This is a genomic window from Corynebacterium drakensteinense (genome assembly GCF_041224285.1).
In the GTDB taxonomy this organism is placed as follows: domain Bacteria; phylum Actinomycetota; class Actinomycetes; order Mycobacteriales; family Mycobacteriaceae; genus Corynebacterium.
This window is the reverse complement of sequence record NZ_JAXOFP010000005.1, coordinates 108,854-121,766: the sequence shown is the minus strand read 5'-3', so window position 1 is coordinate 121,766 and position 12,913 is coordinate 108,854. Positions and strand designations below refer to the sequence as shown.

The window sequence follows — 12,913 nt, the reverse complement described above, 5'->3', positions numbered from 1 at the left end:
CATGGCAGGTACATCACGAACAGGCGTCGGGGTGGCTGGCGCCGGAATTGGTTTGGCACTGGGCGCTGCCTTCGGCGTTTTCTTGCTCAGCCCCAATATTCCCGGTGGCACCGAAGCACTTGGTTCGGGTGATACCGTCGCTGCCTCCGAGCACGAGTCACTCGCACAACAACAGCAACGTGCCGAGCGCATGGCCGACGCTGCTGATCAGGTGGTTGCAGCCAGCGGCCAGGACATCATCAACGGCGTGCTCGATGAACAGCCAGTGCTGGTGCTGGCTACCGCCGATGCCGATGACGGCGAGGTAGAGAAATTGCGGGCATCGTTAGACCGTGCAGGTGCGATTGATTCTGGGGTGATTCAGCTCGCAGAAAAATTCTTCGCCCAAGACGGTGCTGACGAACTAAAGACCATCGTGTCGAACACGCTTCCTGCGGGCACCGAGTTGTCAGAATCTGAGCGCGATCCCGGAACGCACGCCGGCCAAGCCTTGGGCGCCGCCCTGACGTTCGCGGAAGGCACGGATACGCCGAATTCCACCACCGAAGATCGCGGTTTGTTGCTCGAAACCTTGGCTGAAGCCGGCTACCTGGATTATGAGACCGGAACCATTCTGCCGGGGCAGGCAATCGTGCTGGTTACTGGCGACGGTACCTCCGGTAGCGCTGGAGAATTTGCCGCGAAGAGTCAAGCAGCGTTCGCCAAAGCCCTGGATAAAGCCGGTGGAGCCACCGTGGTTGCCGGACATGGAGTGGCAGCAGAGTCTAGGGGCGTGCTCGCGCAGTTGCGTGACGACGAAGACGCGGCCGCGGCAGTCAGCACCGTCGATGCTATTGATCAAACCTGGGGCCGGCTGGCCGCGGTTTTGGCGGTCGTAGAACAGCTCGAACAAGGCAGCGGTGCCTACGGCTACGCCGACAACGCCGATGCTGTCATGCCAGAAAACGCCGGTCAGGATGCTGATACAGATGCTGATGCTGATTCTGCTAACGCTGGAAGCGAAGACGCAGAAGCAGAGCAAGCAGAAGCCGGTCGATCCGACAATGAATAACCGTCGGGTTGCGGCAGCGCAGTCGCGGGGCCAACACGAGTTTTCCACGCTCGGATCAGAGCTGCTCGCGCAAGGGCCGATCATTGGGTTGCGCCGCGATACCGTTGCGATGCCGGGCGGTGGCTCAGCAACCCGCGAGATCCTGGAGCATTTCGGGGCGGCAGCCATAGTGGCGCTCGACGAGCACCACCGCATTGCACTCATCCACCAATACCGCCATGCCTTCGGACAGCGATTGTGGGAAATCCCGGCTGGGTTATTGGATCTAGCGGGCGAGACGGCACTGGAATGTGCACAACGCGAACTGCACGAAGAGACCGGGGCGCGCGCAGCGCACTGGGCGGTGCTGGGTGATATTGCCACTAGCCCTGGTATTTCTGATGAAGCGACCCGGGTTTTCCTTGCCCGAGATGTCTGCAAAGCAGATGACGATCCTGCAGCGGCTGCTGAGATCGGTAATTCCGGCGATGAAGAAGCCGATATGCAATTGGAATGGGTCGAGCTTGCCGACGCTGTGGGCATGGTGTGTGCTGGCGAGATCACGAACGCTTCTGCAGTGACGGGAATTTTGCTGGCACACCAGCACCTGCAGGCAGGGACTCAGTTGCGCAGCGTGGAGGCTCCGTTCGAGTTGCGTCCGACTGCGTTGGCACGGCGTCGACAAGCAACTGGGCAGGTTAAGCCGGGTGATGCTCTTACGCAGGTCCCCGAGACGAGCGCACACGAATAATGTCGGTGACAGCGCGCGCGATTGCCGATACCTGGCTGGATCACCTGGCCGTGGAAAAGGGACATTCCGAAAACACGTTGCAGAGCTACCGGCGCGATATCCAGCGTTACCTCACGTGGTTGGAGCAGCTGGGGTATACGCACTTAAGTCAGGTAACAGCAGCCGATCTGGAAGGTTATTTGCGGAATCTGCAGACCGGGTTTGCTCGCTATAAACCGTTGGGGGTGGCTTCGACTAGCCGAGCATTTATTGTGGTGCGTGGGTTGCACAAATTTGCGTTGAGTGAAGGCGAATTGGCAGAAGATGTGGCTGCGGGAATTGCGCCACCGAGTGCCGCGCAGAATTTACCGGATGCTCTTTCCATCGATGAGGTGCTGCGTTTATTGGAAGCGATCCCGACTGGGCAGGCAGCAACCCCGGTGAATATTCGGGACCGGGCTTTATTGGAATTGTTGTATTCCACAGGCACGCGTATTTCGGAGGCCCTGGATCTGAGCCTCGATGATTTCCGACATGCTGCTGATGGCGACCGGATCCTCCGGGTGACCGGTAAAGGCTCGAAACAGCGCATTGTTCCCATCGGCCAGGCCGCGGTAGACGCGTGCAATGAGTACGTGGTGCGGGCCCGGCCCCTGCTGGCCAAGGGAACCAGCCATGCTCTGTTCCTGAACACGCGTGGGGCACAATTGAAACGGCAATCCGCGTGGAAAGTACTGCAAGAAGCTGCGCAGTGCGCGGGAATCAGTGCCAAGATTTCCCCGCACACGCTGCGGCATTCATTCGCCACGCATTTGCTTTCCGGCGGAGCTGATGTGCGAACCGTACAGGAATTACTAGGTCATTCTTCAGTAACTACGACGCAAATTTATACCCACGTTAGCGCGGATGACATGCGGGAAGTCTGGGCGCAATCGCACCCGCGGGCGTAGTTGCTGGGGGTGCACAAAAGGGGGAGTAAAAGTCGTGCAAAAGCGAACAAAAGGTTCGCCATGATTCGATAATTTCATCAAATTCGCTTGTGGAATTATACATTAAATAGGTTAGCCTTGGGTATTGAATTTCTGGGCAGTCTGTGTAAAGTTAACCTCATGCAATATTTATACCGGCGTGTTCAATCTGAAGTTTCGGATTATCGGCATACGATAAACCTGCGAGCAATTCTTATTTTTTCGGTTGCACTCTTTTCTGCTTTTGTTCTTGTAGCATGCAGTAATGAGAAACTTACCGATGATTCTTCTGTAGGTGGAGGTTCTGCTGCTGAAACAGAAGATCCTCGCATTGTGGCGCTTGATTGGCGGTACGAAGAAATCCTTCATGCGCTTGATCTGGAGCCAGTCGGAATTGTGGAGATCGGGCAATCAAGGGCACCGGCAACCCTGGAAGGTAAACTTGACGGCATTGAATCTGTTGGGCAAGCGAAACAACCAAACCTGGAAGTGATTCAATCGCTCGAACCAGACTTGATTTTGGCGAGCCCAACGCGTCATGCTGCGATAATGGATCAACTAGCTGAAATTGCACCTACAGAATCTTATTCAGACGATAGCTATGTCGAAGTTTTGGATGCAATGGACGAAATCGCAGCTAAATACGATCGCCAAGATAAGGCGCAAGAAGTGCGTAATCGTATTGAAACTAAAGTGGAAAAGGCTAGAGACGTAGTCCCGGACGGCGCTCGTTCTGCACTGATTGGCTGGACGAAGGACACCTTGTATACCTGGGTGGATCCTTCATTCCCGGCTTCGTTATTAACTGCTGCAGGCTACGAATACGGCTACCAGGGAGAAAAGAGTGCGATCGAATCAAAGACAGATGTAGCTGAGCTTACCGGTGATAAGTTGTCAACAATGGAGTTAGACACTCTGTTTCTTTATAACGATCAAGAAGCTTTCTACAACAGTCCATGGGCTGACGTTGTCGATGACGTGGTTGACGTTGAACAAGACACTTGGTCGCGCTCACGCGGACCGATAGCCGCCGAGGTTATGCTCGATGAAATTATCGACCACGCGCGACAGAAGTGAACGTAGAAACGAAAACTAAGATTAGCACCAACGTCCGTGTTAGGACGCGAACAAGACAAGTTCGCGCGACCTTAACAGTGGTCGGAGCGCTTATTAGCATTACAGTGATAGTTTGCTGGCGTATGCTGCAGGTTGAAGCTCCTCAAAATGCTGAATGGTTGCTCGCCGAAGTTGTCGCGGTGAACCGCGATCGCCTTATCGCTGCAGTTGTTGTCGGGATGTGCCTTGGGGTAGCGGGCGTTCTTCTACGGACAGCTACAAAAAATCCGCTAGCAGATCCGGATATCGTAGGTGTTAATTCTGGCGCGGCATTCGGAGCGGTAGCAGCAAGTGCTTTTTCAGGGAATTCGGGTAGTTTAACTCTGTTGCCTTGGGCATTACTCGGTGCCACGGTCGCGGGTGCGATTACGGTTTTTTTCGGGCTACGCGGTTCCGCTACCCAATCACAGCAAATATCTGTGCAGCGTATGGTTCTGTTGGGAATTGCGGTGAGCGCGTTATTTAGTGCTTTAACATCGGTTGCTTTGGTCCTTGATGAGGCACAGTTAGCCACTGTATTATCTTGGCTTTCCGGCAAACTTGCTGGCGTGAGGTTACCAGAAATCTGGCCTTCATTAATTTGCCTGATTATTTTTCTGCCATTGATGGTCATTGGCGGTAAACAGCTTGATACTTTGACTGCGGATGATCAAGTTGCTAGCTCATTTGGTGCAAAACCGGCGTTGTTGCGATTACTTGCGATCGTCGTTGCGGTTATTCTTATAGCTCCCTGTGTTGCTGCGACTGGACCGATTGGATTTTTAGGTCTTATGGCTGCTACGGCTGCTCACCGGGTTTGTGGTGTTAACCACCGGTGGGCGTTACCCGTGGCTGGTTTACTTGGTGCATTCGTGCTGTTGCTCGCAGATATTGTCGGTCAAGCGGTATGGGCTCCGGCTGAGACTCCCGTAGGAATCGTTACCGCCATTGCTGGTGTGCCTGTGCTGCTTTGGGGAATAAACCACATGTCTAAAAAATCTTAGGCCTACTGGTGGAGGATGAAATAATGGCCACCCAATCGACAACGCGGTTTATCGTTGCCTTTGCTATCGCGACTGCGGTTTTACTCTTGATGATTGTGCTTGCTCTTGGAATTGGAGCTGTAGCTGTACCTCCTAGTGAAGTCGTACTACGCCTGATGGAGGCTGACAACCTCATCTGGAAATTCCGCGTCCCGCGAGCGCTTGTTGGGGTGTTTGCGGGGGCCGGGATGGCGGTTTCTGGTTGCTTACTGCAGCTAGGGCTACGGAACCCACTTGCCGCCCCAGATACCGTAGGGATTACTGCAGGAGGAGGGCTTGCTGCGGTAGTCGCATTGCTTGGCGCAGGTGCATTGCCGGCACAAGCTCTCACCCCGGTCGCGCTAGTCGGAGCTTGTATAGGTGCAGGCTTAGTTTTAGTTGCTTCCGGAAAAGGCGTGAATAATCCGATTCGCTTGGCGTTAACTGGTGTTGCAGTTTCTGTAGGACTTGGGGCAGTCACGCAGTTGTTACTCGTTCGTACTGCACCCGAAGCAGGGGCCGCGATGGCGTGGCTGAAAGGCTCGTTGTATGCACGCTCGCTTTCGGATGCTGTTGTCGTCGGCCCGATTGTCGTTACCGTATTTTGCTTGAGCCTGATCATCGCGAAGCATTTTGATGTCTTGCTGCTTGATGACGCCACAATGAAGGGAATCGGAGCGATGCCGTTGCGCTGGCGGCTGCTCGCCATTGGTTGTGCGATCGTTAGCGGTGCGGCTGCCGTGGCGGCAGCTGGTGTACTCGCATTTGCGGGCTTGATCGTACCGCATTTAGCACGCCTATTGGTTGGTCCACAGTTACTACGGCAATTGCCGATGGCAACAGTCATAGGGAGTGCATTAGTTGTTGGTTCTGATGCGCTGGGACGGTGGATGTTTAGCCCGACTGAGATACCAGTTGGTGCGCTGATTGCGATAATAGGTGCACCGTACTTCGTATTCTTACTCATGCGAATTACATCAAAAGGTATCTGACCTGAGTAGGTACTATTTATGCAAATATACGATACATATCTTAGGGGTCCGAGATGAATACCGGAAATACTAACGCACTTACCGGACACAATATCGTCGCGGGGTATAGCGATGCGCCAGTCTTATCTGACGTCAGCGTGCATATTCCGAAAAACATGGTCACCGCAATAATAGGACCGAATGGCTCTGGTAAATCAACGTTATTGAAAGTGCTCGGACGTCAATTGTCGAGATCTTCAGGAGTAATTAAACTCGGAGACGTTAAGCTAGAAAATTTTTCCTCCCGCGATTTTGCGCGAATGGTTTCGTATCTGCCCCAACAGCCAACAGTACCTGAAGGACTTACAGTCCGTGACTTAATCAGCTTTGGAAGGTATCCCCATACAGGAATCTTTGCGAATTTATCGCACGAGGATTTTTTGGCAGTCGAAGACGCAGCTGAACAAACTGGAATCGCAGAGTTATTGGATCAAGATGCAACAAATTTGTCGGGTGGCCAACAGCAACGGGTATGGATCGCGATGGCGATCGCCCAACAAGCGTCGACGCTGTTACTGGATGAACCAACAACGTATCTTGATCCCGCATTCCAACTATCGACGCTTGATTTGGTCAAGAAGTTGCACCTTGATGGGCATACTGTAGTGATGGTCCTGCACGACATCACCCAAGCTGCACGATATGCGAATCATGTTATCGCGATGAAAGAGGGGATAGTGGTACGTGCCGGAAATACTGCAGATGTATTGACTAAAGAACTGGTACAAGAAGTTTTCGCGGTTAACTGTTTGTTGCTGGAAGATCCGGCGACTGGAAGGAAATTACCCGTTCCGTACAGTTTATGAGGCAAGGACTACTCTTGACTATTTTTGAAACTAGGTTATGCTTACCTTTAAGAAGTTTGGAGAGCGTCTAGTTAATGCGTAAATTGATATCAACAAACGTCTAATTGAATCGTTAGAGCGAGAAAAACTGGTAACACCAGCCTTGACTCCTGAGGAACGGTTAGAGATTAGTGGAATGCGCCCTTGGGATGTATTAAAGATGCTTAGGGGTAATTCCCGACTTAACGTTCCGACAAATAATATCCAACGTATGAAGCGTCCTGGGTTTAGTTCCGCTTCTTTTACTACCCCGCATTGACGGGCTGGGTGAGGTGGTACTAGATTTCTACTTCCTGCGGGGTGGCGTAGTCCAATGCTTCGTGAAGGCGCTTGGTGTTCCACCAGTGCACCCACCGCAAGGTCGCCAACTCAACTTCTCCCACTGACGTCCACGGGCCTTGGGGGTAGATGAGTTCAGCTTTGTAGAGTCCATTGACTGTCTCTGCCAATGCGTTGTCGTAGGAGTCGCCGACTGTTCCCACACTCGGGCGAATTCCAGACTCAGCTAAAGCCATTGAATATTTCAACGACACGTACTGACTGCCCCGATCACGATGGTGAATCAACTGGTTGCCATGGATTCTTCCGACAGTGGTTAAAGCGTGCTCTAAATCCTCCATCGGCAGCGCATCAGTACGCATCGTAGAGCGCGTGGCAACACCAACAATTTTCCGACTGAAGACATCAACTACAAATGCGGTGTAGGCGAATCCCGACAGAGTGCGAACATAGGTAATGTCGGCAACCCAAAGCCTGCCCGGTGCGTGTGTACGAGAGTTACGCTGCACCAGGTCCGGGGGATGATCCGGTGTCTTTGGGCTTACCGTTGTTACCGGGTGTCGTCCACGTCTGCGCCCGGAAACACCTGCTAGTTTCATCAACCGGGCAGTCTTATCGCGTCCGATATGAAAGCCTTCGCGGTTCATAGCGTGCCACATTTTTCGAATACCGTAGACCGAAAAATTCTCCGCGTGTACACGCCGAATCTCTGGAATGAGCAGGCTATCGCTTAACGCTCTCGCACTTGGGATACGTTGAGAGGCTTTCCAGTAGCCGCGTGAGGTGATAAATCCACGATCTGCTTTCGAAGGACGCGGCAGATGGCCCCGGGCCCCACACTGATCTTTATACGCGTCGATATAGGAGATCATGTGGTCGTGGGGTAGTCGCGTTCCGCTGCGGAAAAAGCCGAGGCAGTTTTGAGAAACCCGTTTGCTCGTTTCAGTTCACGGTTGTCTCGACGCAGACGCCCCAAGCTCTTCTTTCATTGTTTCGCTATCCGGCGTTGTGCGGCCATCTTGTGCTGAGGCGCTGTCGTGGTACCACGCCCGCAATGTGTGGCGTGATACGCCGAGGAGCTCGCCGACCTGTTCGTAGGCGCTGTAGTGAGCAGGACTCCAAGCGGACCATTTCAATGATCTGATGGACCGCCTTTTCCTTAAACTCGACGGAATACTTTTCTGGGCATAGTGCCTAATCCTTCCTTATCTGAGGTAGGAACTAAACCCAGGACGCTTCAATACACCACTCCACCGGATTTGACCTGATGTCGTCGCGATGGAACTGGAACCTAGAGCTTGTCGAACAGGTGTGGGTAGCGCTTCTTCATGGCTGCGCTTAGGGAGGGGTCAGTCAGCAGACAGGTCAGTTGGGTGAGGATGTCGTCCGGGTGAGCGCTGAGCGCATGGGTGAGGGCATCACCGATACTGTCGTCGAAGTTCTTCTTGAGATTGGTGATCGAGGCAACCATTTCACGACCTGCCGGCGTGAGAGCATGGAGCGTTGCCCGTTTATCTGTGGTGGACTGGGAGGTCATCGTCAGCCCTTTGGATGCGAGAGTGGTGAGCAGGCGACTGGGGCTGCCGGATTCGCAGACGAGATAATCGCCGACTTCTCGGGTGCTCATCGGGCCGTAGGCGCCGATGACTTCGATGGCTTCGGCTTGGGAATTGGTCAGGTCCAGCTGTGCAAAGAGCTTGTTGAGTTGTCGGTTTCCTTGCCGTTGGAGGGCGAGGATCAGGTAGCGGAACTCTTCAGGGCGGTCGGCAATGGTCTTGTTCATGAGGGGATGTCGTGTGGGGAGGAGTTGTTGAGGATCTGGGCGAGGCGGGTCAGGCGCTTGTGGGGGACGAGCGAGGCTTCGTGGTTACCGATGATAGCGGTGAGGACACCGTGCTGGTTGATGGTGTGGGCGACCGTCGTGCCGCGAGTATCTGGGATGAGGGTGAAGGTGGATTCTTCGGTGAGGCCCGGGATCTCGATATGAAACGTGATGACGTCAGGGGAGGGTTGCGTGTAGGTTAATTTTCCTTTCAGGAGGCTACGGACGGTCACGGGATGCGCACCGTCGGAATCTTCCGGTCCGATATTGCTGAAGGCAGGGTTCCATGTGGAGAGATTGCTGATGTCGAGCAGGATTTTTCTAATCATAGACGGATCATGCTCAAGAATAATAACCGCGGAATTCTGAGTTTTTAATGACATGGCATGAATGATAGGTAATCACCCAATAAAAAGGGAGTGGTTACTTCGTACGCTGGAATTATGTAACAAAATACCCCCAATGTCGGGTACTTTATCGTTCGTGTGGAGTGCATTTGCGGCCTGCAGTATAAATATCAATGACACAACATCGATGTTGTGTCACGGGTATTTCTCGAAAGGATCTCACCATGACCCGCATGCTGACCGACATTCCGCAGACCAACGACACCACGACCACCGCTCGCCTCGATGCAGAAACCCACCTGGCTCCCATTGAAGACATCGTCGCGGATATTGCCGCCGGTGACACCTCCGGCGCCGTCGACGCCTACGAACACGCGCTACACAACATTGATGCTGGTGATTCCCGAGGAGTCGCGCGCAAAGAGAAGATCTCTGGTGCCGTAGCCCAGCTCACCGACGCAGCACACGGGAGGCCGTAACTCATGATTCTTACGTTTGTTCAGCGTCACGCCAAGCTCGTGATTCTCCTGTGGGCAGTAGTGTTTGTCCTCAGCGCGGTCGGCGCATGGCATCTTAACGACGCCGTCAAAGCCGGCGGCTTTAATGACCAACACGGTCAATCGTTCGCCGGCCAAGACATCAACCGCGAGGCCTTCGGCGACGCCGACAATGAACTCTCCGTCGTGCTTACCTCCGACGAGACCGTCGATTCTTCAACACTGGACGCCGTGGAAACTGCCATCCACGAGCTGCCACACGTCGAGCATGTGACGGATGGACGACAAGTCGCGCAGCTCGGCTCTGACTCCGGGCAGACGCAGATCGTCCAAGTCGGCTTCGACGCCGACAACACGACGACGCAGAACATGGTGCCCACACTCCGTGACAAAGTCGCCGAGGCTGTCGACGGCACCGCGGTAGACAGTCATGTTACGGGCGCTGCGGCACTGGACTATGACCTGAATATTCAGTCCCAGCAAGATGCCCTGCACGCGGAAATGATCGCCTTCCCGCTGCTCATCCTCGTGCTGCTGTTCATTTACCGAGCCGTCGGTCCGACCGCGGTCACGCTGATCACGGCGGGCATCTGCCTGGCGGGAACACAAGGTGCCGGGACGGTCTTGGCACAGTTCATGGATGTGTCGAACATGTACGTCACGGGTGCATCATTGATCGGCTTGGCCGTGAGCGTGGACTATTGTCTCTTCCTCATTGCTCGTTACAAAGAGAACATCCACGCTGGGGTTGACAAACCGGAGGCATTGCGCCTGGCGACGCATACTGCGGGGCATGCCATCCGCTTTGGTGGCCTAAGCGTCATCGCCGCCTTGTGCGCCCTGTTTATCGCTCGGAATATGGTCTTTTCTTCTATTGCGTTGGCAGGGATCATTGTGACGACGATTGCGCTGCTTGCTCTGTCCACCCTGGTGCCGGCCATCATCACCGTGCTCGGTGACCGACTCTTCTTCGGCAAACTGCCGGGCTTCCACGACGCGCTGGTCATCGAGGAGGAAAAAGATTCACCGATGCTCCGCACTGCACTGGCCAAACCAGCCATCATGGCTCTCGCGGTCGTCGTGCCACTGCTCGTATGTGCCGCACCGTTGGCGGGAATTAAGCTGCAGGTCCCAGTCGCCAGCGCGTCGATCCTCCCAGAGGGCAAAGATTCCCGTGAGGGCATCGAAGCGATCCAGTCCGAACTCGATGCCCGCGCCTTGTTCCCCACGAGCGTGACCTTCGAAGGGGCACCGGGCGAATCAGCTGAAGACGTGCAGGCGAAAGCCACAGCATTCGCCGACCAACTTGGTGGCGTCAGCAACGTCGATCAGGTGCTTGTCCCAGGGACGCCAGAGGAAAAGTTCTCCCCCTACCCACTATCGGGATCGCAACAGTCAGTGAATTACTCTCGCGTGCTCGTCACCTCGACGGGACTGCCGGATTCTGATGACGCCCACGAGATGATCCGAGACATTAAAGATCTCACTGGCGACCAGGCTGATGTCTACGTCTCGGGAGCCACCGCCCAGGGGGATGATTTTGACCGCTTGGTCGAAAGCTCCATTCCCTGGATCATCGCAGCCGTGGTGCTCATCTCGTTGGCCCTGCTGGGCTGGGCATTCCACTCGTGGCGCCTGCCCGTCCTCGCGGTTGCCCTCAACGGACTGGTGGTCTCTGCGGCGATGGGATTGTTGTCCTTTATATGGAAAGCTGTGACGGGTGATTCCATCAACTCGGTCACCCCGATCGTTATCTTCGCCATCGTCTTTGGCCTGTCGATGGACTACATGGTCCTCATGGCCTCCCGCATGAAAGAAGAATTCGTTAACGGTGCGGGCCACAGTCGTGCCATTGCGTTGGGAATCGCCAAGACGTCACGGTTGGTGATCTTTGCGGCGATCATCATGATCGGAGTATTCCTCTCGTTCATGGTCGCGGAAATCAGCATTGTGCGCGAGGTCGGTCTGGGCTTGGCCATGGCCGTCGCGATGGACGCGCTGATCGTCCGTCCACTGCTGCTGCCGTCGATCTTGACGCTGATCGGGCCGAGTGTGTGGGGTGGTACCTCCACTACCACGACTGAGTTGGGAGGAGGTGAAGCCGATGACCCCCGACGTCCAGAGCCCACACCCGTGGCCGTCTGATGACGCGGACATCGTGAATGTCTACCCCGTGCAATTGGCCCATGACCCGCAGGGTGACTAGGTGCGCATAAGTGGGCACATCGACTGAGTACCCCGCAATAGGTGCTCTAAGGACACGAGATGTTATTTTGCCCGTAGTCTTAAAGAAGTAGGCTTTGGTTCGGAGGGTGTCAGGAAGTCTTCCGGTGGTGCATGCGCTACAACACGCGCAGGCGGCATTCCTGGTGCAATCTTGTGGCTCCTGATGTTTTTGAAGCCGAGACTTCAGCTACACTGGCTAAAGTCGCATAGTTAACCCCCCGACGTGTCCACATTCCGGGGGCGAGCCTTACAAAACAATTCTGCATTCGTATCACTCTGAGAATGAATGTAATACAAAGGCTAATTAATACAACGACCAAGGGTGGTACCACAGGAAAGTCTATTGTTTGTACAACTACGAAAAGGATAATGGCATATGGTTTCTGATGGAGCAATGACCTTGCGAGAAGAGCTAACACAGACTAGCCCGTTACAGGAAGCGCTGCAGTATAGCCAGAAAACCATTACCGAACGCGCATTTACACTGGAAGACGAGTGGAAACGCACGCCACCTGTGGAGGGTTTTTCCGAAGAGAATTTCTATTCGCGTGCAAATCTATTACTGGTGCGCGATGCTGGAATTTCTGAGCATGATCTTTTTCTCTATATCGCTGCGGGTGGTTTCCGAGCCCACAGTGATGCCTTCTGGTATTTCGGTTCTCATTTGGAAAAAGACCATCGTGTTGTGGTCGACTCTTTGCTCTGTTCACCGAGTCTAGAATCGATGCTTAATATCCACGTCGCCGTAAGATACTTGGACAAAGAGTTTATGCTGAATTTCATCGAGGCTATGTGGAACGGGGAACCCTTCGGTATGTAGAATTTTGAGCCAAGTCGTAGCCGGGTTGAGCAGTTATTAGCTCAAGGCCACAGCCTTGTCTATTGTGTTCGCTTGTCAAGCAGGTGGACTTTTTTAATAACAGCGTTGTAAGTTTGGTCTATCAACACAGAGACATGCTGCTGGCCGGGGCCGGTCGGTAAAGAAGAGCGGCTCTGGATTTAGTCTTGATGCAGGAAGGCG

The 12,913-nt window shown here is 54.1% G+C and carries 12 protein-coding genes and 1 pseudogene; 10 read left to right on the top strand and 3 right to left on the bottom strand.

From position 1 onward, the window contains the following. The first annotated feature begins 1 nt into the window (after position 1). From U1140_RS04665 to U1140_RS04635, 7 genes are all read left to right on the top strand, one after another. Positions 2–1,051: a copper transporter gene (locus tag U1140_RS04665; protein ID WP_369846367.1), complete on the top strand. Its 1,050-nt coding sequence runs from the start codon at positions 2–4 to the stop codon at positions 1,049–1,051. Further along, positions 1,044–1,781 carry an NUDIX domain-containing protein gene (locus U1140_RS04660; RefSeq protein WP_369846366.1) on the top strand — a complete coding sequence of 246 codons (738 nt, stop codon included), beginning with the start codon at positions 1,044–1,046 and terminating at the stop codon, positions 1,779–1,781. The genes U1140_RS04665 and U1140_RS04660 overlap by 8 nt, the downstream gene beginning before the upstream one ends. 5 nt (positions 1,782–1,786) lie before the next feature. Further along, positions 1,787–2,710, top strand: coding sequence for a site-specific tyrosine recombinase XerD (gene xerD, locus U1140_RS04655; protein WP_369846388.1), 924 nt, complete (start codon positions 1,787–1,789; stop codon positions 2,708–2,710). 159 nt (positions 2,711–2,869) lie between these two features. Further along, positions 2,870–3,805, top strand: a complete 936-nt coding sequence (locus U1140_RS04650) for an ABC transporter substrate-binding protein (RefSeq protein WP_369846365.1) — start codon at positions 2,870–2,872, stop codon at positions 3,803–3,805. A 77-nt stretch (positions 3,806–3,882) separates the two neighbouring features. Beyond that, entirely contained in the window at positions 3,883–4,827 is a 945-nt protein-coding gene (locus U1140_RS04645) for a FecCD family ABC transporter permease (RefSeq protein WP_459076886.1), read from the top strand. A 23-nt stretch (positions 4,828–4,850) separates the two neighbouring features. After that, positions 4,851–5,837, top strand: a complete 987-nt coding sequence (locus U1140_RS04640) for a FecCD family ABC transporter permease (RefSeq protein ID WP_147579311.1) — start codon at positions 4,851–4,853, stop codon at positions 5,835–5,837. A gap of 53 nt (positions 5,838–5,890) precedes the next feature. After that, positions 5,891–6,682 (top strand): ABC transporter ATP-binding protein, encoded by a 792-nt coding sequence (locus U1140_RS04635; protein ID WP_147579312.1) that lies wholly within the window; start codon positions 5,891–5,893, stop codon positions 6,680–6,682. 317 nt (positions 6,683–6,999) lie between these two features. Here U1140_RS04635 and U1140_RS04630 read toward each other — a convergent pair. From U1140_RS04630 to U1140_RS04620, 3 genes and pseudogenes are all read right to left on the bottom strand, one after another. Then, positions 7,000–8,131, bottom strand: a pseudogene (locus U1140_RS04630) (IS3 family transposase). A gap of 160 nt (positions 8,132–8,291) precedes the next feature. Continuing rightward, positions 8,292–8,783, bottom strand: coding sequence for a MarR family winged helix-turn-helix transcriptional regulator (locus U1140_RS04625; RefSeq protein WP_369846363.1), 492 nt, complete (start codon positions 8,781–8,783; stop codon positions 8,292–8,294). Further along, positions 8,780–9,205, bottom strand: coding sequence for an SRPBCC family protein (locus U1140_RS04620; protein WP_147579314.1), 426 nt, complete (start codon positions 9,203–9,205; stop codon positions 8,780–8,782). The genes U1140_RS04625 and U1140_RS04620 overlap by 4 nt, the downstream gene beginning before the upstream one ends. 188 nt (positions 9,206–9,393) lie before the next feature. Between U1140_RS04620 and U1140_RS04615 the strand changes: the two genes are divergently transcribed. The 3 genes from U1140_RS04615 to U1140_RS04605 all read left to right on the top strand — a co-directional run bounded on the left by U1140_RS04615 (position 9,394) and on the right by U1140_RS04605 (position 12,712). Continuing rightward, positions 9,394–9,648: a hypothetical protein gene (locus tag U1140_RS04615; RefSeq protein ID WP_369846362.1), complete on the top strand. Its 255-nt coding sequence runs from the start codon at positions 9,394–9,396 to the stop codon at positions 9,646–9,648. Between the two features lie 3 nt (positions 9,649–9,651). Then, positions 9,652–11,811 carry an MMPL family transporter gene (locus tag U1140_RS04610; protein WP_369846361.1) on the top strand — a complete coding sequence of 720 codons (2,160 nt, stop codon included), beginning with the start codon at positions 9,652–9,654 and terminating at the stop codon, positions 11,809–11,811. A 457-nt stretch (positions 11,812–12,268) separates the two neighbouring features. Further along, a complete protein-coding gene (locus U1140_RS04605) occupies positions 12,269–12,712 on the top strand; it encodes a hypothetical protein (RefSeq protein ID WP_369846360.1) in 444 nt (147 codons plus the stop codon). The last annotated feature ends 201 nt before the right edge of the window (positions 12,713–12,913 follow it).

Bases quoted from the DNA above. Each gene is read 5' to 3' on its own strand.
- U1140_RS04660 (WP_369846366.1), top strand. From the start codon at position 1,044: ATGAATAACCGTCGGGTTGCGGCAGCGCAGTCGCGGGGCCAACACGAG.
- U1140_RS04615 (WP_369846362.1), top strand. From the start codon at position 9,394: ATGACCCGCATGCTGACCGACATTCCGCAGACCAACGACACCACGACC.
- U1140_RS04620 (WP_147579314.1), bottom strand. From the start codon at position 9,205: ATGTCATTAAAAACTCAGAATTCCGCGGTTATTATTCTTGAGCATGAT.
- U1140_RS04650 (WP_369846365.1), top strand. From the start codon at position 2,870: ATGCAATATTTATACCGGCGTGTTCAATCTGAAGTTTCGGATTATCGG.
- U1140_RS04640 (WP_147579311.1), top strand. From the start codon at position 4,851: ATGGCCACCCAATCGACAACGCGGTTTATCGTTGCCTTTGCTATCGCG.
- U1140_RS04610 (WP_369846361.1), top strand. From the start codon at position 9,652: ATGATTCTTACGTTTGTTCAGCGTCACGCCAAGCTCGTGATTCTCCTG.
- U1140_RS04625 (WP_369846363.1), bottom strand. From the start codon at position 8,783: ATGAACAAGACCATTGCCGACCGCCCTGAAGAGTTCCGCTACCTGATC.
- U1140_RS04635 (WP_147579312.1), top strand. From the start codon at position 5,891: ATGAATACCGGAAATACTAACGCACTTACCGGACACAATATCGTCGCG.
- U1140_RS04605 (WP_369846360.1), top strand. From the start codon at position 12,269: ATGGTTTCTGATGGAGCAATGACCTTGCGAGAAGAGCTAACACAGACT.
- U1140_RS04665 (WP_369846367.1), top strand. From the start codon at position 2: ATGGCAGGTACATCACGAACAGGCGTCGGGGTGGCTGGCGCCGGAATT.